Raw genomic sequence first — 23,435 nt, 5'->3', positions numbered from 1 at the left:
TTGAAGGGCTCTTCGCGAGCTGGCTCGCTTCCACGGTAATCGCGTTCCAAATGTGGGAGCGAGCCTGCTCGCGGGGCTTCGCAGCACAAAATCACGATCCCTTGAAATGCAAAAAGCCCTGTCACACCGACAGGGCTTTCGCTTGAAGCTTGGAGCGGGAAGCTCGCAGCTATCTTTAGAACACCACACCCTGACTACGCAGGTAGTCATCGTAAGTGCCGCTGAAGTCAGTCACGCCGTTCGGGCTCAGCTCGATGATGCGCGTGGCCAGAGACGATACGAACTCACGGTCGTGGCTGACGAAGATCAGCGTACCCGGGTAGTTTTCCAGCGCCAGGTTCAGCGCCTCGATCGATTCCATGTCCAGGTGGTTGGTCGGTTCGTCCATCACCAGCACGTTCGGCTTTTGCAGGATCAACTTGCCGAACAGCATACGACCTTGCTCACCGCCGGAGATGACCTTGACCGACTTGAGAATCTCGTCGTTGGAGAACAGCATGCGACCCAGGGTGCCACGAATCACTTGCTCGCCCTGCGTCCACTGACCCATCCAGTCGAACAGGCTGACATCGTCTTCGAAGTCGTGGGCGTGATCCTGAGCGTAGTAGCCCAGCTCCGCGCTCTCGGTCCATTTCACAGAACCGGCGTCGGGCGTCAGCTCGCCCATCAGGGTGCGCAACAGCGTGGTCTTGCCAATACCGTTCGGGCCGATGATCGCCACGCGCTCGCCGGCTTCTACGGTGAAGCTGAAGTTCTTGAACAGGGTCTTGCCGTCGAAGCCTTTGGACATCTGCTCGATGGTCACGGCCTGGCGGTGCAGCTTTTTAGTCTGTTCGAAACGGATGAACGGGCTGACACGGCTCGAAGGCTTGACCTCGGCCAGCTGGATCTTGTCGATCTGCTTGGCGCGGGAAGTGGCCTGTTTGGCTTTCGAGGCGTTGGCCGAGAAGCGGCTGACGAACGTCTGAAGTTCGGCAATCTGCGCTTTCTTCTTGGCGTTGTCCGACAGCAGTTGCTCGCGGGACTGGGTCGCGGCCGTCATGTACTCGTCATAGTTGCCCGGGAACAGACGCAGTTCGCCGTAGTCCAGGTCAGCCATGTGGGTGCACACGCTGTTAAGGAAGTGACGGTCGTGGGAAATGATGATCATGGTGCTGTTACGCACGGTGAGAATCGATTCCAGCCAGCGAATGGTGTTGATGTCCAGGTGGTTGGTCGGTTCGTCGAGCAACAGCACTTCCGGATCGGAGAACAGTGCCTGAGCCAGCAAGACCCGCAGCTTCCAGCCTGGCGCCACTTCAGACATCGGGCCGAAATGCTGTTCCAGTGGAATACCCAGACCCAGCAGCAGTTCACCGGCACGGGATTCGGCGGTGTAGCCGTCCATCTCGGCGAACTCGGTTTCCAGCTCGGCCACGGCCATGCCGTCTTCTTCGCTCATTTCCGGCAGCGAGTAGATACGATCGCGTTCGGCCTTGACCTTCCACAACTCTTCGTGACCCATGATCACGGTGTCGATCACGGTGAATTCTTCGTAGGCAAACTGATCCTGACGCAATTTACCCAGGCGAACGTTCGGCTCGAGCATGACCTGACCGCCGGACGGCTCGAGATCGCCACCGAGGATTTTCATGAAGGTCGACTTGCCGCAACCGTTGGCGCCGATCAGACCGTAGCGGTTGCCGCCGTTGAATTTGACCGAAACGTTTTCGAAGAGCGGCTTGGCGCCGAACTGCATCGTGATGTTAGCTGTGGAGATCAATTGCTTTACCTATCAATGGGTTGCGAGCCGCACATTTGGCGCTTGGGCCATTTCTGGGGCATTTTGGAGCGTTTTCTTCCCTACCCGGTCAGTGTTGGCGGTAGCCAGCAGGCGAGGGGTGAGAGCAGCAACTGGACACGGCGTCCAGGCTGTTGGGCATTAAAGGCGGGATTCATGCCAGACATTGCGCGCATTGTCGCATAAGTCATGCGGCAGTTGTATGGCGGAGGCTGACGAACCGGCAGACTGCCTGCATCGGGGAGCGTGAAATGCGCGTTCACGCCGTGGTCTATCGAATTCATGAGTGTCGATGCGGGCTTCCAACAATCATGGGAGGAACTAAAACGCCTGATGTCGTCTACATTTCATCAAGGAATTTCCGATGAGAGGACGGTCATGTTTAAAAAACGCTTACTGGTTGCGTCTGTTACTTGTCTGGCCTTGGCGGTGAATTCTGTAACGGCATTGGCCGATCCCGGAAATGGCAATGGCAACGGCAAAGGGAACGGCAAGGGCGGCCCGCAGAACAGTCAGGGCCATGGCAATCAAGGGGGCAAAAACAAAGGATCCAGTTCGGGCAACTGGGACCATGCACCAGTAGTCGATCGAAGCGGTGTGCTGACCGTGCTCAACGGCTACAGAGACTACTGGAGCCCTGGTCCGGCGTTGCCTCCCGGTATTCAAAAGAATCTGGCGCGCGGCAAACCGCTGCCGCCGGGCATCGCCAAAAAACTGGATGGACGTCTGGCGGGGCGACTGCCTCATTACGACGGATATGAGTGGCAGCAGGCGGGCACCGACTTGATTCTGGTGGCCATTGCGAGCGGGCTTATCTACGAAGTGCTGAATGGCGCTTTCGATTAGTCTGATGGCAGGTCAATGAATCTGATTTTTTGAATCTGTTCACCTAAGGTAAAAGCAATACATTCTCACCCACTTTATATATAAGGCGATTGGCTTCCGCTGATCGCTTGTGGGTGAACCAGATCTAAATGAATGCATCTCAGATGGCAGTAAAACCAACCCCTGTGGATGCCGTCATGCGTTTTAAAAAGAAAAATCTGGTTGCCGTCATGTCCTGCGTAATGATGTTTGCTGCTGCGCCGTTACTGCCTGCTCAACTGTCCATCATGGCCTCTGCCCACGCCAAAGATGGTGGTGGTGGTGGTGGTGGTGGTGGTGGTGGTGGTGGTGGTGGTCACGGTGGTGGCGCCGGTGGCGCTGGCGGTGGAGGCAGTCACGGCGGCGGTGCCGGCAGCGCTGGCCATAGCGGCGACAGTGCCGGGCACTCAGGCAGCGTCTCCAGCAATGGCCGCGCTGAAGGCCAGGAAACGGATCATGACGGCAGGGCCGTACGGGATCATGGCGTCAGTGGCCAACATATTGGACGCGACCACAATACCGACCGCGGGCACGGCCTGGCGACTTCAGGTGTAGCGCATTCCAAGGACACCAAGGGGTTGTCGAAAGCCACGGCGGTCTCCGCCACGACGCCAGGCGATCACAATACCAAGGGATTGAGCAAGGCGAGCCTTTCCACCGATAAATAAGCCCTTACTCGCAACCCGCCAGGTGTCATGCTCGGTTGAGCTCCAAACCTGGCGGGTTTCGCTTCACCCTTTCAAACTCATTTCTCATTGCCCGCAGACCATTTTCAAGTGGTACGCAGCGGCTGAAACGTACACGTCAAAGCTCAGCGCAAACGCTGCGGCGCTTCCCGGAATAACCGCTGTTTTGCTCTGCGTCAGCACTCATGCGCCTGCACGAGCGTACTGTCGCGTCTGCCGTTTGGCAGATTCAGCCGACAGTTTTTCACAGATCAGGTTCACCATTGGTTACAAAGTATGGCTAAAATGCCATCCGATTACCCAATAGCCGCTCACGGCATGGGCTCAAGGAAGTGCCACCGGGACAGTATTTGTATTCATGCCACTGCATCAGACCCTGGGCCTTTGGCCGGCAGGCGCGCAGTTTGTTCACTTTTGACGTGTGACGATTTCCGTGAAACTCATCATTGCCGCTATTTATGTCATTTCCATTGCATACGTTCATCTTCGTGGTCGTGTGCGTCACAAACTGGGCCGTCAGTTGAGCGACCACTCGACGTTTCTGGCGCCGATCAACTGCTTTCTGTACCTGTTTTCAAAGAAACCAAACAAGCCCTATCTCGATCCGTCCGAGTTTCCGGACCTGAGCCCGTTACAGGCGCATTGGGAAGAAATTCGCCAGGAAGGGCAAAACCTGCTGCGTGCCGGTGAGATCAAACGCTCGAATCAGTACGACGATGTGGGTTTCAACTCGTTCTTCAAAAGTGGCTGGAAGCGTTTCTACCTCAAGTGGTACGGCGAGAGCCATCCGTCGGCGATGAAACTGTGCCCGCGCACCACAGAACTGGTGCAGAGCATCGGTTCGATCAAGGCCGCGATGTTTGCCGAACTGCCACCGGGTTCGAAACTGGTTCGTCACCGTGACCCGTATGCGGGCTCCTATCGCTACCACTTGGGCCTGGATACGCCGAACGACGCGGGTTGCTACATCAACGTCGACGGTGAAAGCTACCACTGGCGCGACGGTGAAGCGGTGATGTTCGATGAGACTTTCATCCACTACGCCGAAAACACCACCGACAAAAACCGCATCATCCTGTTCTGCGACATCGAGCGTCCGATGAAATATCGCTGGGCGGCAGCGTTCAACAGATGGTTCAGTCGCACCGTGATGTCGGCGGCAGGCGCGCCTAACGATGCGGGCGACCGTACCGGCGGGATCAACCGTCTGTTTACCAAGATCTACAAAGTGCGACTGCGTGGCAAAGAGCTGAAAAAGCGCAATCGCGCGCGTTACTACATGGAAAAATGGGCGATCTTTGGCGGTTTGCTGGCGATCTTCATTCTGATCTGACTGTTGTGTCGCGCCTGTTTGTCATTGCCACAGACTGGTTTCCACAGGGGAATGCATTGCAAACCGTGGGAGCCACTCTGCTGGCGATGACTGTCTCAAAAGCAACCTGTCAGTTACCTGACAGGTGTTGAATATTCATTCCCCAGAGGCTTTTTTGGTTTTCCTTGCCGGCGTGGACTTCGTGGGTTTCTCCGGTTTAGCCTTGGACTTGGCCGGCGCTTTCCCACCCAGACTGCGTTTAAGCAGCTCGGTCAAGTCGATCACATCCGCAGACTTGCGCTCCGCTTCGCCACCCACGGTTTCGACATCCTCGATCTTGCCTTCGTGGGCCTTTTTCTCGACCAGGGCCATGATCTTGTCTTCAAACTCGTCCTTGTAGTCCTCCGGGCTCCAGTCGCCGCTCATGTCCTGCACCAGACGTTTAGCCATGTCCAACTCGCCCTTGGCCAGTTGCGGCTTGGTCACCTCGCTGCCCAGTTCCAGTTCGTCGAGGCCGCGCACCTCCTGCGGCCAGCGCAGTTTCACCAGCACCAGCGCCGATTCCAGCGGCATCAGCGCCGCCAGATATTGGCGAGTGTGCAGAACGACACGGGCAAGTGCGACCTTGTTGGTTTTGCTCAATGTTTCGCGCAGCAGGGCGTAGACCTTGCCGCCGCGTTTGTCTGGGGCCAGGTAATAAGGCGTGTCGATGTTCTGCAGTGGAATCTGCTCGGCGTCGACGAAGGAAAAAATGTCGATGGTCTGCGTGGACACCGGGTGCGCCGAGCGGATTTCTTCCTCGCTGAGCACCACATAACGGCCCTTCTCATAGGCCACACCTTTGACGATGTGCTCTTTGGTGACTTCCTTGCCGGTGACTTTGTTTACCCGTTTATAACCCACCGGATCCATGCTGCGGCTGTCGAGCCAGTCAAAGTCGACGCCGTGCGAAGACGTTGCCGACACCAGCGCAACGGGGATATGCACCAGTCCGAAACTGATTGCGCCTTTCCAGATTGCCCGAGCCATGGTGAGTCCTCCGCGAATGATGTTCAGGTGACCTGCAGCCGGCGGCGAAAGTTTCCAGCGTTTGCCGGAGACAGCAGTGCTGTCGGTCAAGCCGTGTTACATCTTGTTTAAGGGCGATGGGTTAACAAATCCGAACCCGGGGCGTAGCGTGGACTCGAAGGCTCTATCACCTGTGCATCGAGAGGCCGTCCCATGAACCGAATATTGCCCGGAATGATCGTTCTGCTCCTTGGGGCAGGTCTTGCGCATGCCGAGGTCACGGCACCGTCCGCGCCGCTGTTGCTGGCACAAAGTCCCACCGGCAACAGCAACAATCCCTACAACAGCCCGATTCGCCGGGCCAATCCCAACAGCATGCAGGGCACCCAGCCCAGTACGCCGGTGATTCGCGGGCCGAATACAGTGCCGGTGCCCAGTACGCCCACCGTTGGCAATGGCGGCATCGGCAATGGTCAGCAGCAACGCTCGGTACCGAGTACGCCACCCAAATTCATTCCCAACCCACCGCCGCGTGATGGAGACAGCAACCGTTGAACATCAGGCCTGAGCGCCTGTCAGCCTTCGAAACGAACAAAAGGAATCGTGCATGTTGCGTAAAACCTTTCTAGCCACGCTGTGCGCCGGCGCGTTGATCAGCGCGCCCGCCTTCGCTGCGATCCCCAAAGCGCTGCAGAGCGAGCAGGGCGCCCTTGAAGTCACCACGATTACTCAAGGCCTGGAGCATCCGTGGGCGCTGGCGTTTCTGCCGGATCGTCAGGGCATGCTGGTGACCGAGCGTCCGGGTAACCTGCGGGTGATTACCGCTGATGGCAAGCGTTCCGAGCCCGTCAGCGGCGTGCCCAAGGTCTGGGCCAAAGGCCAGGGCGGTTTGCTCGACGTGGTGCTGTCGCCGGACTTCCGGCAGGATCGATTGGTTTACCTGTCCTACGCCGAGGGCGGGGGCGCCGGAGACAAGGCCGGGACGGCGGTGGGGCGAGGCCGGCTGTCGGACGATTTGAAGACGATTAACGATTTCAAGGTGATCTTCCGTCAGGAGCCGAAGCTCTCGACCGGTAACCATTTCGGTTCACGTCTGGTGTTCGACCGCGATGGCTATCTGTTCATCACCCTCGGCGAAAACAATGATCGGCCGACCGCGCAGGATCTCGACAAACTGCAGGGCAAGGTCGTGCGGATTTTTCCCGATGGCAAGGTGCCGGATGACAACCCGTTCGTGGGGCAGTCCGGCGTACGTCCGGAAATCTGGTCCTACGGCCACCGCAACCCGCAGGGCGCGGCGCTCAATCCGTGGAACGGCACTCTCTGGGAGAACGAACATGGTCCCCGTGGCGGCGATGAGGTGAACATCATCGAGCGCGGCAAAAACTACGGCTGGCCGCTGGCGACCCACGGCATCAACTATTCCCTGCAACCAATACCCGAAGCCAAGGGCAAAAGTGTCGAAGGTGCGGTTGACCCACACCATGTCTGGGAGAAATCACCGGGTGTTTCCGGCATGGCGTTCTATGATGCTGATCGCTTCAAGCCGTGGCAGCAGAATTTGTTCATCGGCGCGCTGGTCAGTCAGGAGCTGATCCGCTTGCAGTTCGATGGGGACAAGGTGGTGCACGAGGAGCGGCTATTGGGCGAACTTAAACAGCGGATTCGTGATGTGCGGCAGGGGCCGGATGGCTATCTGTACGTGCTGACGGATGAGCAGGACGGTGCGCTGTACAAGGTCGGCCTGAAATAACTTCACTTCTAATTTTCACTGATGTCCTGTGGCGAGGGAGCTTGCTCCCGCTGGGTTGCGCAGCAGCCCTAAGCTCTTATGAGCACTACGCACTAATGCGGGAGCAAGCTCCCTCGCCACAAAAAAACCTCTAGGGCCTGACGATAGTTGGCGTAGCGCGGGCATACAAAACCACCGCCGCGCGCAATTTCCCACGCCCAAACCGACTCATCTTCTCAAACTCACCATGGCTGACCGGTACATGCTGGCAGTCCATCGGTTGACGATGCTGGCTGTGGTCGACATCCGGATCGTGCAGATACACAAAGTCTTCATCGCAATCGGTGACCACCACCCAATGCGGGGACTTGGAACGGGTCAGGCGATAGCTGCTGATCAGCACCAGAGGCTGTCCGCCAGCCTGCAGCAGGCGCGGTAAATCCAGATGGTTGCCAATTTTGCGCTCGATATCGGTCTCGTGCATTTGTGCGCTGAACTCCTCATGCACCAGGCGCATGACGTCTTTTTTATGCTCATCGCGCACGCCATCGAGAAACAATGGCCCGGCCATGCTGAGCTGTAAACGCACTTGGAAACCTCGACGCCAAGCGGCCAGTGCCAAGCCCTGAGGACTGCAGCCACCATGGCCGGAAGTCATGAACACCGTGGTCGCCTCACGCCAGATCTGCAATTCTTCACGTCGCTCCAGTGAGCGCGCCGACTGCAACGCGCCCATGGCCATCAATAGACAGGCCGGGCCACAAGTGAAATCGGTGGTTTGCGGGTAATAGGGCACCTTGATATTGCGCGAATCACGGTGCTGAACAATGCGCTTTTCCAGGCGCAGCGCATCGGCGTGGTCCTCGTAGTAATCGTGAATCAACGCAAAGCGCCGATAGCCGTTGCGCTCGTAAAGCGCGATGGCGCCGGGGTTGTCGATGCGCACCTCAAGACGCAGGTACGCGCAGTCATGCTCGACGGCACAGGCCTCGATACGTTGCAGCAGTTGTTTTCCCAGCCCAGTACCGCGAGCTTTGCCGGCAATGGCGATGGAATACAGGCGCGCCAGTGATGTGCCGCGATGAAACAGCACCAGGGCGTAGCCGAGCAATTGACCGTCAAGTTCGGCGACCAGCAGTTGCGCATGGGCGCGGGTGATCATCCATTGAAAGCTGCGACTGGTGAGCCGGTCGCTGGTGAAACATTGCATTTCCAGAGCCAGCAGCGCTGGCAAATCTTCAATTACCGCCAAACGAAAAACAGCACTCATATGACCACCGTAAAAGTTGCGTAACGAAACGGGACTTTCGAAAAACTTCGTGCTTAATAGAAATGGTCTTGTTCTCCAACGGATCAATCTCTATGTCAGCGGTACAGGGTCATTGGCGCGAAGTATCCGAGCAAAGTTTGCCGGCGGCAACTTTTTTAAATCCAGCCATCAGAACTTCCAGTCAAGTGTTGATCATCGTCGAACGCAAGGAAGATTGGGCCTCGTACTTCCCCAGCGAGGACATCGTCACCGCTCAGGAATACCTCGAGCAAACCCGTGACAACGAGCCGGGCAAGCGCGTGCAGGTGATCAATCTGTGCCGCAGCTACAAGTATCTGGGGCACGGTTACTACTGCTCGCTGCTGGCAGAAGCCCGCGGCCACAAGGTGATTCCATCGGTGCGCACCATCAGCGAACTGACGAAAAAATCGCTTTACGGTCTGGCACTGGACGATCTCGATAAAACTCTGGAAAAAGCCCTCACTCATCATCTGTACAGCGATACCGAAGGTTTCACCTTGACGCTTTACTTCGGCAAGACGCATATCGAGCCGCTGCAGGATCTAGCTCGACAATTGTTTGAAGTGTTTCCGTGCCCGATTCTGTTAGTTGAGTTTCGGCGAACTAACGGTTGGCACATCGAAGGCATTAAGTCCGGTGCCCTGCACAAGCTGCGTGATGACCAAGAAGATCAGTTCGCCAATGCGCTGGACGGCTTCAGCCGTAAAGTCTGGCGAGCACCACGCTCGCCGCAAGTGGCGCGTTACGACCTGGCGATCCTGCACGATCCGCAGGAGGCCTTGCCGCCATCCAACGCCAAGGCACTGGAGAATTTCGTCCGGGTCGGCAAGCGTATGGGCATCGACGTCGAGCTGATCGAGCGCAAGGACTATGCGCGGATCGCTGAGTACGACGGCTTGTTGATTCGCGAGACCACCAGCGTCGACAACCATACCTACCGCTTTGCCAAGAAGGCTGAAAGCGAAGGCCTGGTGGTGATGGACGACCCGACGTCGATCCTGCGCTGCACCAACAAGGTCTACCTGACCGACCTGCTCAACAGCCATCAATTGGGCATGCCCGCCACGGAAATTCTCTACAAGGAGCGACCGGAAGATTTCGAACGGGTCGGTGAACGCCTCGGTTTTCCGCTGGTGTTGAAGATCCCCGACGGCTGTTTTTCTCGCGGAGTGATCAAAGTCGAAAGTCAGCAGGCGCTGCTGGAGGCTACTGCCGAACTGTTCGAACACTCGGTGTTGTTGCTGGCTCAGGAGTTTTTCTACACCGAGTACGACTGGCGCATCGGCGTGCTCAACCGCAAGCCGATCTTCGCCTGCCAGTACTTCATGTCCAAGGGCCACTGGCAAATCTACAACCACAAAGCCAAGGGCCAGTACGTCAACGGCGAGTGTCGCACCCTGGCCGTGCACGAGGCGCCGCGAGCGGTGGTGGAACTGGCGGTGAAGACCGCCAACCTGATCGGCGATGGCCTTTACGGCGTAGACCTGAAACAGGCCGGCGACAAAGTGGTGGTGATCGAGGTCAACGACAACCCGAACCTCGACGCCGGTATCGAGGATGCCTATTTGCAGGACGATCTGTATTCACTGGTGCTGGAGGAGTTTGTGCGACGATTGGAGCTCAAACGTCGCGGCCAGGCCTGGTGAAGCGCCGATGATCAGCAGTTTCGCACTGACTCATGGCGCGTTGCAGCGGGTCGAGCGGCTGGACGCCGAGGTGATGCTGTTCAGCAATCCCGATGCGGCCGAGCGTGACTTGCTCCACAGCCACTACAAGGTCGACGAACACGCACTGGCTTCGGCGCTGGACCCGGATGAAGTCTCGCGAATCGAGTTTCACCCCGACCACTTGTTCCTGATCTGGAAACGCCCGGAAAACTATTCCGGCGGTGGCGGCCTGGCGTTTGAGGTGTCGTCCTGCGGCCTGCTTTTTTCGCCCGGTCAATTGCTGGTGATCGCCACCGACGACACGCCGCTGCACGGCATCGGTACGCGCCAGCCGCTCAATGCGCCGCTGGATGTGTTGCTCGATCTGCTGTTCAACAACATCCACCATTACCTTGGCCATCTGAAGGTGATCAAACTGGTCGCCCGCGAGCTGCAACAGAAGTTCAACGCCTCGATGCAGAACCAGCATCTGGTGCAGATGTTCAACCTCAGCGAAAGTCTGATCTATTACATCAATGCCTTGCACAGCAACGGCGCGGTGTTGACGCGGCTGCGCAATCATGCGGAAAAACAGCATTTCGGCAGCGAGGCGATCGGACTGATCGACGACCTGATCATCGAGAATAACCAGTGCTACAAGCAGGCGGAGATCTACTCCACGGTGTTCTCGGGGCTGATCGATGCGCGCGGCAATCTGATGAACAACAGCATGAACAACCTGCTGCGCAAACTGACGTTGATCAACGTGGTGTTTCTGCCGTTGAACCTGATTGCGAGCATTGGCGGGATGTCGGAATTCAGCATGATGACGGCGGGCACGCCGTGGTGGATTTCCTACCCGGTGTTTCTGCTGGTGATGTTGTTGGGGGCCGGGGGGATGTTGTTTGGGTTGCGGCGGTTGGCCAAGTGATCTGTGGTGACTTGGCCGACGCCAGCCTATAGCGCCAGCGTTAAATAAGCCGTTGACTCGCCGGCCGCCGCCGGGCTAACTTCAGGCCCATGACTTCCACCGTATTGCGCTGCCAGCCAAGCATTATTACCGCCATTCCTCATTTGGCGGGCTAGCTCACGACTGCAGCACCCAACCCGCCCTAGAGGCGGGTTTTCATTTTCTGTCTCCGGGGTTTTACCAACGAAGGCTCCCTGTAGGAGCTGCCGAAGGCTGCGATCTTTTGATCTTGCTTTTGATTTGAGAATAACAAAGTCAAAAGATCGCAGCCTTCGGCAGCTCCTGTACAGAGCGCCCGGAGATGACGATGAAATACAGCCCTGACCAGCAAACCCTGCTTGAGCAGTACGTGAAAAAGATCCTCGCCGCGCCGGTCTACGACATCGCCGTGCGTACGCCGTTGCAAGCGGCGCCAGCGCTGTCCGAGGCGTTGGGCAATCGGGTCCTGCTCAAGCGCGAGGACCTGCAACCGACGTTCTCCTTCAAGATCCGTGGCGCCTACAACAAACTGGTGCAATTGAGCGATGCGCAGAAAGCACGCGGGGTGATCACCGCTTCGGCGGGCAACCATGCGCAGGGCGTGGCGCTGGCGGCGCGTGAACTGGGGGTCGCGGCGACCATCGTCATGCCCTCGACCACGCCTGAACTCAAGGTGCTCGGCGTGCGAAGTCGTGGCGCCGAGGCGCTGCTGCACGGCGAGAGTTTTCCGTTTGCCCTGGCCCATGCGCTGCAACTGGCCGAGCAGACCGGGCGCACCTTTGTCTCGCCGTTTGACGACCCGGAGGTGATCGCCGGCCAAGGCACGGTGGCCATGGAAATCCTCCGTCAGCATCAGGGACCGCTGGATGCGATCTTCGTCCCGGTGGGCGGTGGCGGCCTGATCGCCGGCATCGCGGCGTACGTCAAATACCTGCGGCCAGAAGTACGGATCATCGGTGTCGAATCGGAGCACTCGGCCTGCCTTAAGGCGGCGCTGCACGCGGATGCGCGGGTGGTGCTGCCCAGTGTCGGTACGTTCGCCGATGGCGTGGCCGTGGCGCAGATCGGCGCTTATGGATTTGAGGTGTGCCGGTTTTGCGTGGACGAGGTGGTCACCGTCAGCAATGACGAGCTGTGCGCGGCGATCAAGAATATCTACGACGATACCCGCTCGATCACCGAGCCTTCCGGGGCATTGGCGGTGGCCGGCATCAAGCAATACGTGGCGCGCAGCGGTGTTCGCGAGCAGACTTTCGTCGCGATCGACTCCGGCGCCAACATCAACTTCGACAGCCTGCGCCACGTCGCCGAGCGCGCCGCGATGTGCGGCGTCCCGGCGTGATTACACTCAGGGCAGCAATGGGCGCAGGAAACTGCGCTCGTAACTGACGATGAATTTCTTCTGCACCAGTGATTCCACCAGCGCCGTGCTTTCCGGGTCGGTCAGCGCGATGTGCCGGTAGCTTTCGTAATCGGCCAGCGAAGGAAAGCTGAACAGGCAATAGGCGATGTTGCTCGCGCCCTCGGAGGGCAGGAAGTAGCCGTGATGGGTGCCGCCCAAGCGCTCGACGATGCCCAGCCAAGCCTTGGCATAGGCTTCGAACTCGGTCAGTTGGTACGGATCGATCACGTATCGCACATGGCAAGTAATCAAGTGTGGCGCTCCTGTTTCAGGTCATTCCGCGATGGCGGTACCGACCTTGTCCGAAGCCGACCAGATGCGGTAACGCACTTCGACGTCCTTGGGCGCGTAAATCACCAGCGGCAGCTTGCTGTTGTAACGCAGCATGAAGCCATCACCGACGACCGGGACAAAGGCGCGCTTTTTCTGGCCGCCGGGCGGACAAGCCATCAGCGTACTCATCGGCCCGATGACTTTTTCCAGTCGGTAGAACGGGTAGCCCCAACCTTCGAGATTTTTCTCGTCCAGAACACCACCCAGACGTTGGCGATTGCAGTCGACTTCCAGGGTCTTGCCGGCGAGCACTTCAACCTGGAAGTTCTCTTCCTGATCCTGTTTGGGCAGGTAGATGACTTGGCGGGTGAAGCCATTTTCCGCCTTGGGATACGGCGCGACGTCTTCGAGTTTGGCCGCGTGGGCGAGGGTGGACAGGCCGGCAATGAGCAGACCGATTGTCGCGCGAGCGCGTAAAGAACCCATGAAAGCCTCCTGGCGGGTGTAGGGTGGATGTCGGGCATTCTCACTGTCATCAGCGATGAATGCAAACCGGCGTCGACTTGCAAATTGCAGTGCGCAGAAGGCCCGATCTTGCATTTTGCAACTGGCTAACTGCTGGCCACCGCGCCAAGTGCTTGATTTCATGAGGGTCGAAATGACCCGATGAAAGGCACGTTTTATGCGTCGCTTTGGTGCAGCGCACCGGCTTCGGGCGCCTACACTCCAATGGGCATTTCGCAGTACAACCGTTTGCCGCACCAGGGAATCAGCGGGGACACACCCGTGCAGGGGCAGCAAAAGCGGTCAACGTGAAGAGTTGATTGGCAGTTTCATCAATAAGGAGAGGTTCACCATGTTTCTGTCTGCCTTGGAACTACGCAATATCATTGAAAGCAGTTTTCTGCCGAAACGCTGCCAGTGCACGCTGTCGCCCGACCTGTCGATGACCGTCAAGGTCTTCGGCGACCACCAGACTGACCAGGTTGATCTGCACGTCACGGGTATCGATGCCAGCCATCTGAATGGCTGCCGCGAGATCAACGACCTGATCGCCGGCCTGCGTTCGGATCTGGCGCAACAAACCACGCAGTCGCATTACAGCCCACGATCCAGAGCCGTTTAACTCACCGTTTCACCCAGTTCGACCGTCACGCGCCGGGCCTGCACAAAGCCGAGGCCCAGCGCGAACTCGACCAGCACCGCGAGCAGAATCCCGGGGCCGGCATGGCCGTTCAGCCATTCGCCAAACCCCAGCACCGCCAGACCAAAACAACCAACGATAAACCCGTTGCTCAGGGCATTGCGACCCAGCGACGGCGGCGCGCTGCGCACCAGATAAAACATCATCCCCAACGCCGCAAACAGCACCGCACTGCGCCGCGCGACAAACCCGACAGCGCTCGAATACTCAATGCTCCAGATCGCCAGCAATACCTCCGGGAAAAAGCCCCAGACCAGCGCCAGTACAAAACACAACGAAGCGGTGATGATCGACAATGTGCGAAACGACAACTGCATGGCGAGTCCTTGCGGCAGTAAGAAGGGACCCCGAGCATAACCCGCGAAGCCTTCATCGCCTACCGCAAAGCCGCAAATCAGAGCCTTCTGTCAGTTCTGCTCGCTGCAGGCGTCAGACATTTTCCGGTAGGTGATTTCCGCCGGCTTGCCGGCATTGTCGATGTACTTCATGTCGGCGGTGATGACCTTGCACTGCTGAGTCTGTGGCTCGGTCAGCGAGATCACTTTGTTCACCTGCAACGGCATGCCGTACTGGTAAGGAACGGGCTGGGTAGCAGCGTTGGTGTCATTGGCCTGAGCCAGTCCGGCGAATGCGGTGCAGGCGAGGGCGGAGGTGAGCAATAGCGTGCGAATGTTCATGAATCGTACTCCCGTGCGACGGAATAAGCGTTCGGCGCCATACGGCCGAACCTGCCGCACTCGGCGCCAGCCAGGGGCTGAGGTGTGCGGTTCAGTACAGTCTTGGACTGCGGCGTTAAGCGATGGTTAACCTGGCTGAACGCCGGCTGTCTGGCGGAGGGAGGATTTCTCGGGGATGCGGTGCCGATTCCTACAAGGGGTGATGCCTTGTCTGCTTTCGGCGGCGGGAGCGGGGCGGGTATGGTTTGGCGTCGCTGCAAAATCAGCGGCTCGGGTTTGGTCACCTGAAAATACTCACACATGTGTGCCATCATTCGCACCGCGGACATCTATGTCTTCGTAGTGCATCGCTGTGGCGGCTGTGTGCAGGACGCCTTCGGGCGAGCTGATTGGGTATTCAGTTGACCAAACTTGCATACAGTCCGCCTCCCATCGTTTGGTCACGGTGTCGGCGGGTTACCTTACCCAGCAAGAGATAACTCTGATGCCGATATTAAATCCGTTACCCAATCGTTATCACCCTCTAAACAGCGGCGTTACCGACAGCGCGCCAATGGTCATCGACACCCAAGCCAACCCCCAAGACATCCTCGAGTCCGCCGTCCAGCGCATCCGCGCCTGCAGCGACCTGCTCGAAACCCTGCACTGCATGTGCTTCCGCCATGGCGATGTTCAGGACATTCCACACATCACCCATGCGCTGTACCTGCTGGCGCAGGACGGCAATGATTTACTGCAGGTGGCGCAGCAGCAGATGCTGGATTGGAAGGCGCCGGTTTGAAATTCTAGAATCAGGCTTGGAGGGAAGTCAGACGAGACTTCCCTCCAACTGCATAGGCCGTTTGCATCAGACCATTATCGTGATGCCGCCTCAAGCCATGCTTGTCGTGGTGGATCGCGGAATTTGTGCCAAACGTACCGACTCCTGATTCTCACGATGTTCAGCCCAACGATCGATATGCTTTTGCAGCTCCGGCAGTGCCGTGCAATCGCCGTAGATTTCAGCCAATGTCAGCTTTGTAGAGCTCAAGCGCGTGATCGTCAGGAGTGTTTCTTCAAGCGCTTTCAGCTCTTTTTGGTTATGTTTTATTGCTTGCCTGATTGCCGTCTGGCGCTCCTGAAGGTCGGACATCGTCGAGCGACGCTGGAATGCGGTGGCGCGATCTTGAGGGCGGCTTTCAATAGTGCCGCCGGGGAATTCCTTATCCGCGTCGGTCTGCCATTGCTGCAGTTGTGTGCGGTAGGTTTCCACCTCCAGCTTCAAACGGTCGGATTCGGTTTTGCTGACGATGTAGCCGCCGGTTTTCTCTGTATCCTGCCAGCGGCGTAACGATGCCCAGCATGCCGGAATATAACCGTCGAGCATCTTGTGATCGGCACCGTTGGCCGCCTGAACCAGGAATTGCTTGCGATCCGGTGTGTCGTTGTTCTTCAACTGAGCAACGCACTTGGCCATGGCTGCTTCTTCGTAGCCTTCGCAACCGGGTGTCCAAAGGACAGACGAGACCTCTCGACCGGGCAGGCGCAGTGGCATGAAGTAGCGCTGCTCGCCGTGATGCCAATAAGGCTTGCCGCCAAAACGCGTCAAGCCGGCCGCAAACACCAGTCCCCCGGCGGCTGGCGTCAAAACACCCGAGACAGTTGCCGCAAGGCCGGTGATCCAGATCGGTTTTTTGGTATCCATCCAGCCGGCGGGTACGCTCGGCACTGGGTCGTTCTGGTTGACGATCCGGTGATGAACCAGGCCGCTGGCGGATTCGACGAAGTCTTTGTCGCCGGCACGCGGTGAGCCGAAGGTGTAGAGGATTACGTCGCTGGTGATCTCACGATGGAGCCATTCCGAAAGCAGCAAGGAAATGGCGCCGCCCAGACTATGGCCGCAGACGATGATTTTCTGGTCGGTGCGAAAACGAAGAATGTAGCGTTCGATAAATGGCCGCAACGCCATGAACGCTTCATAAAAGCCTTGATGCGCCTTTCCGGTTCCGCCCTCAATCGGTACTTGTTTGGCATCGGCATCTCGCCAGCCGTCCCAGCCTTCGGCCGTACCCCTGACACCGATAAGGATGATCCGGTCATCGTGGGTGGCATAGGCCTGGGTGTCGGTATTTTTCCAGTCCGTTGCTCCTTGTCTCAAATCATTGAAAAAATGCACATCTGAGGGGGTTTCCAGTTCTTCACCAGAGGATGGGTCATTCTGCGGGTAAAGTTCTGGATCGAAGGGGACGATTTCCAGGCGCTTGGAGTAGGGCACATCTTCTACGAGTGGAAACGATGGCTTCTTGGAGTCCGCGTAACTCGACGGCTCTTCGAAACACGCAAGGCAGGTATTCAGTACATGACCAATGGTGCCGCGCGAGGGATAGGTGAACGCAAAATCTTTTTTCGGGGCCGCATCAGCTTTCTCAGGTGTCTGACCGAAAGCGCCGTAACTGAGCGTGGCGAGCAGAGACAGTTGATAAAGGTTCAACGCACTGAATTCCGGCGCCAGCGACAGAAGCGGCCTGAACGCGCGCAAGGCGCGAACTTCGAGGACATAGTGTTTTTCTGGTAGCAGGCCTACACCAAAACTCGGAACTTTGTCCCCGGCGAAATCACGGGCGAGTTTGGCGCAACCTGCTGGCACAGGATTTGAAAGTTTTGCAGCAGGGGGCAAATGTTTGCTGAATTCAACAAAGTCACGAACTTCAACGTTGTGAAACTCGCCTTTTTCTGCCGAGGCACGGTATGCACCCGTTTTGCTGGTGCTACCAATTGGTCGTCGTAGTGTTTGCTCTGCGGCAGCTTGCAGCTCTGTTATTGGAATGTTGTAAATTTTACGGTCTGTTAAATATTTATAAAAATCGTCTGCACCTTCATATTTTTTATTTAATGTAAGGATGGCCGGGCCAGCATAAGTTCCCTCTAAGCGTGCGAAGCCCTCTGTGTCCAGTATTCCTGTTTTTTTCTCGCCTTCAGTGTCTGTAAGCGTATATGAAAGCCCCGCGTATGGTTTTCCCTCTCCAAACTCATCGACCAATCGGAAGCTTATCCAAGTTCCTCTTAAAGGGCATGAGCGCCGTTGGTCGTTTAACGTTGAAGCTTCCGTATTATCCATTGCTTAATCCTTTTAATTACAGGTCGGATAAACCGTGCATTCACTTCCATTTAACTTGAAGGTTCTAAAGTCTGTAGTATTGCCACGGCAAAACCCATACGGATCGTCTAAACCCTTTCCAAGACATGGTTTCCAGCCTCCAGGAGTCTTTACCCATGTGTCGTTTACAGCGGGCTCCTCGTCAGTGGAGAGGCGGAATTCTATTTTGATCGTTTTGTTGACTAATCCAGCTCTCTCAATAGCGCCGCCGGGCTTTCTTTTTTTGGCTACCGTTTCAGGGACCTTCCAACTCTCATCAGTTGCATTGCAGGAAAGGATTTTTTCGATTTCACCTTTCTTTATTTTTGAGTTGCTAAGTTTGAACAGCCAAGAACAGAGCCCTCGCTGTTCAATCGTGGTTGCGTATTCTGTCGGGGGGTGCCCAGGTTTTATCGGTATTACTGTTATGCCTCCAGCAAGCTCTAAATCACGATCCAAGGAGCCTGCCCCATATCTGGCTGTTAACTCATAACTTACCCGTGTGAGCTCCATCGAACAGCCCGCGATGTGATATTCCAGCGGGATGTCAGCAGAAACAGTTTGCTCGACATCTTTTGCGTCAGTCGTATTGGATTTTTGTTGTCGACGTGTCACATTTCCGCCAAGACCGGGGCTGTAAACATCGCATTTTTCACCATCTTTAGGAGAGTATTTGGCTTTTGATGTAAAGCCAACTTTGGCAGGAATGGTGGCAATCAGGGTGAAATGATCGCCGCTGTAATAGCTTGTAGCGCCATCTACTGATTCCTTTGCCATCTGTCCGGCAAAACTGCATGCACCCGCAAATGGCAGCATAAGGAAAAAAACGTATCGAGCACTGCTCGTAAAAAAACAACTACTCATTAACTGCTCCCGTTTCAACGCAATTGGGGTAGACGGTGCACTCTCGCCCATTTTGTTTGAATTTCCTAAGTAGTGGTGGAGTGGTGCATAGCTCTTCACGGTCAGAGTTCCAGCGCCCTGTACATGGTTTCCAACCATTGAGTGCTTTAAACCAGTAATTTTGATAGTAGGGTTTCTCTGCGGATGACAGTCTAAACTCAACATGGACGGTCCTGTCGGCCAAAACACTCCTGGCCAACACACCTCCCGGCTTTCTGCGCTTGAATCGATCTTCTGTAACTTCCCACTCAGGGCCTGCGGCTTCACAGGAAAGGATTTTTTCAATTTCGCCTTTTTTGATTTTTGATGTGCTTATCTGGAAGTACCAAGTGCAGATTCCGCGTTGCTCTATAACGCTAGAGGCCGACTCTATTGTGATGGAGGCCTTATCTGCAACTGAAAGCCCACCTGCTAACTCCATGTCGCGATCCAAGGAGCCTGGGCCGTATCTACCGCTTAGCTCATAGCTAACGCTTGTAAGCTCCATCGAACAGTCCGCGATATTATATTCAAGCGGAATATCCGTAGATACTGTCTGCTCAACTTGCTTTGCCTCAGTCGTATTAGATTTTTGTTGTTGGCGTGTCACCTTTCCACCAAGGCCGGGGCTATAGATATCGCATTTTTTTCCATCTTTAGGAGAGTATTTGGCTTTTGATGTGAAGCCGAATTTGGCAGGGATGGTGGCAACTAGAGTGAAGTGATCGTCGCTGTAATAGCTTGTAGCCCCTTCTAACGAGTTGCTCGCAATTTGCCCGGCAAAGCTGCATGCGCCCATTAATGGTAGAACAAGGAAAAACACAATTCTGACACTGTGCGGGAAATAACGGTCACTCATTAATTGCTCCTTGTTCAACGCAGTTTGGATATACGGTGCATTCGCGCTCATTTGCCATGAAGGATCGAAATATAGGTGGATCTACACATCGGGCAGTATATTTCGTTTCTTGACAAGGTTTCCATCCGTAAGCTGTTTTAATCCAGCGATTAGCTTTGGAGGGTTCTTCAATTTTAGAGAAATTAAATGTAACGCCGATTATATTTTTTGACAGTATGTCTCGAGCTATCGTGCCCCCAATTTTTTTTTGTTGGGAATAATCAGCCTGGACTTTCCACTTTTCGTCCGCGGCGCTGCATGACAAAATTTTCTCAATATTGTCTTTTTTCGTCTTCGCTGTGCTGATTTGAAAAAGCCATCTACAGATTCCACGTTGTGCTATTACATTTTTTGAAGGTTGTTCTGGGGCGCTCTTGGAGTCTTTTACAGTTAACCCTCCTGCAAATTCCAAATCACGATCCCGGGCGCCCGTTCCATAAGAAGCACTCACCTCATAACTAACCCTGCCAAGCTCCATCGAACACCCCGCAATGTGATATTCCAGCGGTATATCCGTAGACGCAGTCTGCGCTTCCGCTTTTGCTTCAACCGTATTGGACTTCTGCTGTTGACGGGTGACGTAGCCGCCGAGTCCAGAGCTGTAGACCTCGCAGGTCTGGCCCGGTTTTGGGTAGTAGTGTGCTTTAGAGGTGAAACCGAAGTTCGCCGGTACGGTGGCGACCAAGGTGAAATGGTCGCTTGAGTAGTAACTCACGCTGCTTTCGGCAATCTGCTGCGCGAAGCTGCATCCGCCCAGTGCCGGTAGCACTGCCATCGCAGGGCAAAGACTGATTCTCAAGCCAGGACGCCTGCTTTGGGATTACTGAACACTCGCTGACAACGCGCAAAATGGACTTCTGGCGTCTCCCCCGAAAGGGGTTCCCACGCGATATCAGATGCGCACTGTGTCGACAGGCGCAGGCTCAGCATCAACTGACGTTGTTCTTCGGTCCGCCAGTCCCATGCATCCAGCAAGTCCATTTGCTCCTCAAGCCATTCACTGACAACTCGGGTTTCGGCCAGTGAGGCAGCCGCATCGACGTGGTAGGTCAGCAACCAGCGCTTGAGGTTGTCTCGCAGGATGCTTCTGGCTTGCTCGCCCGACTCCGGAGTGCGTAGCCATGGCGCCGGATTCGGCACCGGATACATCCCAGACCTACTGTTATCTGCACTTTTCCATTGATCCTGGTCCCAATACAGCACGCTGCTGATTGGCCCGAGCAGTAATGGCCATTCAGTGTCCTTCATGTTGCCCAGGCAGCGGGCCAGAACCCGGTTGTCTTGAAAACGGAACAGCGAGCGCTCGCCGTCTTCGTCGATGACCATACGGGCAATCCAGTGCTGAGTCAGACTGTCGAGATCAGCCTCGTCCATGCTACCGATCCAGCCCCAGTTCCGCTGTGGCTCATCGAGCAGTTTGCGGAAAGCATCATTGCCCGGGTTCTGCAGTTCAGTCAGCCATGGACTGATGGCGGCGAACTGCGCGTATTCGGTACGGCGGTAAAGTTGTACCGAGCGTTGCATGACGCCGGCGCTGTACAGCGAGGTGACCGGATTGGGTTCGGCGAGGCTGTCCAGTGCCAGAATCAGCACGCGATTGAGTCTGGACTGTTCGCCTAGCCAGTTGTTGAGTATTTCGCTCATGCTGTGGCTCCCAGATCGCATTTGCCTTCGCGGCAGGCTTCGCAGATCGGGCAGCGTATGTCGCCGGCAGCGCGAGCGGCTTTGGCCAGGGCCAACTGTGCGGCGGCCGGGACGAGCAGGGCACCAGCTTTGTCTTTCGCTGCGGCCCACGGGATGACAGGTTCCAGAATCCCAATCCCGGTCCCCACACCCGGCGCACCACCGGTATTGACCTTCACCTCAGCCCCGCTGATGGTCACTCCACCTGCATCCACCTTCACAAAACTCCCACCCGCTTTGGCGGTCAGCTCCATGCCACCCTCGATCACCACCTTTTCACCCGCGTGATAGTGAATCTCCGTCCCAGCCTCGACAAATTGCGCCGTACCGACCTTCACATGCTGCGTCACGCCCACCGTGAGGTGATCATCCGCGCGCATCTCGCTGACGCGATCCAGATGGGTAATCCGGTGCTCCTCAACCTTGAACTCGCTAAGGGTGTTGGCCTCAACCGTGTCATGCCGCTCATTGCCCACGCGAATCTTCTGGTCGTGTTCGATGTTCTCGTCCCAATCGCGCTGGGCATGGATGTAGATCTGCTCGGCACCCTTTTTGTCTTCAATCCGAAACTCGTTGTAGCCCTTGCCGCCCGGGGAGCTGAGGGTTTTGAAGGTGCTGCGGGTCTTGTTTGCCGGCAGGTCGTAGGGGACGACGTTTTCCTTGTGGTACAGGCAGCCGGTGACGAGGGGCTGGTCGGGGTCGCCTTCGAGGAAGGTGACGAGGACTTCCATGCCGATGCGCGGGATGGCGATGCCGCCGTAGGCGGCGCCGGCCCAGCCGCTGGCGACGCGCAGCCAGCAGGTGGTTTTGTCGTCGGACTGGCCGTCGCGGTCCCAGTGGAACTGGACCTTGATGCGGCCGTACGGGTCGCAGTGGATTTCTTCGCCGGCCGGGCCGGTGACGACCGCGGTCTGGCTGCCGAGGACTTTGGGTTTCGGGTGTTCGAGGGCAGGGCGGTAGTGCGCGTCCCACGGGGTGGCGAGGAAGCTGTTGCGGTAGCCCTGGTGGAAATCGCTTTTGTTGTCGGTGACGTCGCTGGTGACGTTTTCACCGAGCACTTGCGGTTGTTTGCCTTCGTGGAAGACTTCCAGCAGCAGCCACAGGTCGTTCCATTCAGCGCGCGGGTGTTCGGCCAGGGTCAGGAAGTGGCCGCTGGTCAGAGTCGGTTCGTCACCTTTGCCTTCGGCGAGTTTGTAGTCGCTGCGATGGCGTTCGAGGGCGCGGGTCGAGAGGAATTTGCCGCGCTCGCGGGTGGTGAAGCGGCCGGGGTAATCATAGTCCTCAAGGTCCGGGGCGAACTCGGATTTGACCGCGCCTTCGGGCAGGATCTTCGGTTTTTCGAAGTCGTAATCACGGCGGCTGACGCGGGTGGTGCGGGTTTCCAGGCGCAGGTTGAAGCGTTTGATCACCGGTTTGTCGGCGCTCATGCCCGAGTCTTGCTGGTAGCTCACGGCCTTGAGTTTGCGGAACACTGTCTGATCGTCGCCGAACACCAGTTTGTGCCCGCTGCTGCTGTGCTGGAAGTGGAAGTGAATGCCTTCCTCTTCGCACAGGCGCTGGATGAAGTGCAGGTCGGATTCGTCGTACTGCACGCAGTAATCGCGCTGCGGGTACTCGGCATTGAGCTGGAAGCTGTAGGCGTCGGCGAGGATGCCGCGATCTTCAAGGACCTGGGCGATGATTTTCGGCACCGTGAGGTTCTGGAAAATCTGCTGGTCATGGTTGTGCCGCAGATAGGCCAGTTGCGGCACCAGGCTGATGCTGTAACGGGTCAGGGTCTTGCCGGAATCGCCTTGTTCGATGCGATACACCAGGCCGTGGATCTTGCCTTGGCCGGTGGCGCCGAAGGTCAGGACGCCGGGCTTGTGCAGCAGCTCTTCGAGTTTGAGGTCGGGGCGGGCGCTGACCAGTTCGAGGTCGAAACGGAAAGGCTCGTTGAGGGCTTCGCGACCGGTGAAGCTCAGCACTTGCAGGTCGGCGGAGGCGCCTTCGAGGGTAAGGGTAATGTGGGTAGCGTTGGCGTCCAGCATGCC

The 23,435-nt window shown here is 56.8% G+C and carries 22 protein-coding genes and 1 pseudogene; 10 read left to right on the top strand and 13 right to left on the bottom strand.

Going from position 1 to position 23,435, the window contains the following annotated elements; genetic code table 11:
- Positions 1-175 precede the first annotated feature (175 nt).
- On the bottom strand, positions 176-1,762 hold the full coding sequence (locus KVQ82_RS16150) for an ABC-F family ATPase (RefSeq protein WP_041064399.1): 1,587 nt from the start codon (positions 1,760-1,762) through the stop codon (positions 176-178).
- Positions 1,763-2,158: 396 nt separating this feature from the next.
- On the opposite strand from KVQ82_RS16150, the gene KVQ82_RS16145 reads away from it, so the two are divergent.
- The 3 genes from KVQ82_RS16145 to lpxO all read left to right on the top strand — a co-directional run bounded on the left by KVQ82_RS16145 (position 2,159) and on the right by lpxO (position 4,663).
- A complete protein-coding gene (locus tag KVQ82_RS16145; RefSeq protein ID WP_222019408.1) occupies positions 2,159-2,626 on the top strand; it encodes an anti-virulence regulator CigR family protein in 468 nt (155 codons plus the stop codon).
- 176 nt (positions 2,627-2,802) lie between these two features.
- The gene (locus KVQ82_RS16140; RefSeq protein WP_260688124.1) at positions 2,803-3,312 is read left to right on the top strand and encodes a hypothetical protein; all 510 of its coding nucleotides are present in this window, start codon (positions 2,803-2,805) and stop codon (positions 3,310-3,312) included.
- A 451-nt stretch (positions 3,313-3,763) separates the two neighbouring features.
- Positions 3,764-4,663: a lipid A hydroxylase LpxO gene (gene lpxO / locus KVQ82_RS16135; RefSeq protein ID WP_222014464.1), complete on the top strand. Its 900-nt coding sequence runs from the start codon at positions 3,764-3,766 to the stop codon at positions 4,661-4,663.
- A gap of 135 nt (positions 4,664-4,798) precedes the next feature.
- On the opposite strand, the gene KVQ82_RS16130 is transcribed toward lpxO, so the two are convergent.
- Entirely contained in the window at positions 4,799-5,671 is an 873-nt protein-coding gene (locus KVQ82_RS16130) for a Ku protein (RefSeq protein WP_222014463.1), read from the bottom strand.
- Between the two features lie 192 nt (positions 5,672-5,863).
- Between KVQ82_RS16130 and KVQ82_RS16125 the strand changes: the two genes are divergently transcribed.
- Both KVQ82_RS16125 and KVQ82_RS16120 read left to right on the top strand, forming a co-directional pair.
- Positions 5,864-6,205, top strand: a complete 342-nt coding sequence (locus tag KVQ82_RS16125; protein WP_145598224.1) for a hypothetical protein — start codon at positions 5,864-5,866, stop codon at positions 6,203-6,205.
- Positions 6,206-6,257: 52 nt separating this feature from the next.
- Positions 6,258-7,403, top strand: coding sequence for a PQQ-dependent sugar dehydrogenase (locus KVQ82_RS16120; protein WP_222014462.1), 1,146 nt, complete (start codon positions 6,258-6,260; stop codon positions 7,401-7,403).
- A 130-nt stretch (positions 7,404-7,533) separates the two neighbouring features.
- On the opposite strand, the gene KVQ82_RS16115 is transcribed toward KVQ82_RS16120, so the two are convergent.
- Entirely contained in the window at positions 7,534-8,652 is a 1,119-nt protein-coding gene (locus KVQ82_RS16115; RefSeq protein WP_222014454.1) for a GNAT family N-acetyltransferase/peptidase C39 family protein, read from the bottom strand.
- 92 nt (positions 8,653-8,744) lie between these two features.
- Between KVQ82_RS16115 and KVQ82_RS16110 the strand changes: the two genes are divergently transcribed.
- The 3 genes and pseudogenes from KVQ82_RS16110 to ilvA all read left to right on the top strand — a co-directional run.
- Positions 8,745-10,319: a RimK family protein gene (locus KVQ82_RS16110; protein ID WP_260687674.1), complete on the top strand. Its 1,575-nt coding sequence runs from the start codon at positions 8,745-8,747 to the stop codon at positions 10,317-10,319.
- 7 nt (positions 10,320-10,326) lie between these two features.
- Positions 10,327-11,250: a magnesium transporter CorA family protein gene (locus KVQ82_RS16105; protein ID WP_222014453.1), complete on the top strand. Its 924-nt coding sequence runs from the start codon at positions 10,327-10,329 to the stop codon at positions 11,248-11,250.
- Between the two features lie 340 nt (positions 11,251-11,590).
- Positions 11,591-12,586, top strand: a pseudogene (ilvA, locus tag KVQ82_RS16100) (threonine ammonia-lyase, biosynthetic); the annotation flags it as partial.
- A 30-nt stretch (positions 12,587-12,616) separates the two neighbouring features.
- Here ilvA and KVQ82_RS16095 read toward each other — a convergent pair.
- Entirely contained in the window at positions 12,617-12,922 is a 306-nt protein-coding gene (locus KVQ82_RS16095; RefSeq protein WP_003225174.1) for an NIPSNAP family protein, read from the bottom strand.
- 21 nt (positions 12,923-12,943) lie between these two features.
- Positions 12,944-13,429 (bottom strand): serine protease inhibitor ecotin, encoded by a 486-nt coding sequence (gene eco / locus KVQ82_RS16090; protein WP_222014451.1) that lies wholly within the window; start codon positions 13,427-13,429, stop codon positions 12,944-12,946.
- A 370-nt stretch (positions 13,430-13,799) separates the two neighbouring features.
- On the opposite strand from eco, the gene KVQ82_RS16085 reads away from it, so the two are divergent.
- Positions 13,800-14,069: a DUF1652 domain-containing protein gene (locus KVQ82_RS16085; protein WP_047294641.1), complete on the top strand. Its 270-nt coding sequence runs from the start codon at positions 13,800-13,802 to the stop codon at positions 14,067-14,069.
- Here KVQ82_RS16085 and KVQ82_RS16080 read toward each other — a convergent pair.
- Both KVQ82_RS16080 and KVQ82_RS16075 read right to left on the bottom strand, forming a co-directional pair.
- A complete protein-coding gene (locus KVQ82_RS16080) occupies positions 14,066-14,464 on the bottom strand; it encodes a hypothetical protein (RefSeq protein WP_222014448.1) in 399 nt (132 codons plus the stop codon). The genes KVQ82_RS16085 and KVQ82_RS16080 overlap by 4 nt on opposite strands.
- 90 nt (positions 14,465-14,554) lie before the next feature.
- Complete coding sequence (locus KVQ82_RS16075) at positions 14,555-14,824, bottom strand: DUF2790 domain-containing protein (RefSeq protein ID WP_222014447.1); 270 nt, start codon at positions 14,822-14,824, stop codon at positions 14,555-14,557.
- 484 nt (positions 14,825-15,308) lie between these two features.
- Between KVQ82_RS16075 and KVQ82_RS16070 the strand changes: the two genes are divergently transcribed.
- Entirely contained in the window at positions 15,309-15,605 is a 297-nt protein-coding gene (locus tag KVQ82_RS16070) for a hypothetical protein (protein ID WP_047597132.1), read from the top strand.
- A 90-nt stretch (positions 15,606-15,695) separates the two neighbouring features.
- Here KVQ82_RS16070 and KVQ82_RS16065 read toward each other — a convergent pair whose 3' ends face one another.
- Genes KVQ82_RS16065 through KVQ82_RS16040 form a run of 6 tightly spaced genes read right to left on the bottom strand, consistent with a single transcriptional unit; the run spans position 15,696 to position 23,432 of the window.
- Positions 15,696-17,921, bottom strand: coding sequence for a lipase family protein (locus tag KVQ82_RS16065; RefSeq protein ID WP_222014446.1), 2,226 nt, complete (start codon positions 17,919-17,921; stop codon positions 15,696-15,698).
- A gap of 12 nt (positions 17,922-17,933) precedes the next feature.
- A complete protein-coding gene (locus tag KVQ82_RS16060; protein ID WP_260687673.1) occupies positions 17,934-18,803 on the bottom strand; it encodes a hypothetical protein in 870 nt (289 codons plus the stop codon).
- Positions 18,796-19,680: a hypothetical protein gene (locus KVQ82_RS16055; protein WP_222014445.1), complete on the bottom strand. Its 885-nt coding sequence runs from the start codon at positions 19,678-19,680 to the stop codon at positions 18,796-18,798. The genes KVQ82_RS16060 and KVQ82_RS16055 overlap by 8 nt, the downstream gene beginning before the upstream one ends.
- Complete coding sequence (locus KVQ82_RS16050; protein WP_222014444.1) at positions 19,673-20,518, bottom strand: hypothetical protein; 846 nt, start codon at positions 20,516-20,518, stop codon at positions 19,673-19,675. The genes KVQ82_RS16055 and KVQ82_RS16050 overlap by 8 nt, the downstream gene beginning before the upstream one ends.
- A complete protein-coding gene (locus KVQ82_RS16045; protein ID WP_222014443.1) occupies positions 20,515-21,363 on the bottom strand; it encodes a DUF4123 domain-containing protein in 849 nt (282 codons plus the stop codon). Before KVQ82_RS16045 ends, KVQ82_RS16050 begins: the two co-directional genes overlap by 4 nt.
- The gene (locus KVQ82_RS16040) at positions 21,360-23,432 is read right to left on the bottom strand and encodes a type VI secretion system tip protein VgrG (RefSeq protein WP_222014442.1); all 2,073 of its coding nucleotides are present in this window, start codon (positions 23,430-23,432) and stop codon (positions 21,360-21,362) included. Before KVQ82_RS16040 ends, KVQ82_RS16045 begins: the two co-directional genes overlap by 4 nt.
- Between the last annotated feature and the right edge of the window lie 3 nt (positions 23,433-23,435).

Origin of the sequence: Pseudomonas sp. AO-1 (genome assembly GCF_019775695.1) — a bacterium.
Taxonomy (GTDB): Bacteria; Pseudomonadota; Gammaproteobacteria; order Pseudomonadales; family Pseudomonadaceae; genus Aquipseudomonas; species Aquipseudomonas parakoreensis.
This window is presented reverse-complemented; position numbering and strand designations above follow the sequence as displayed.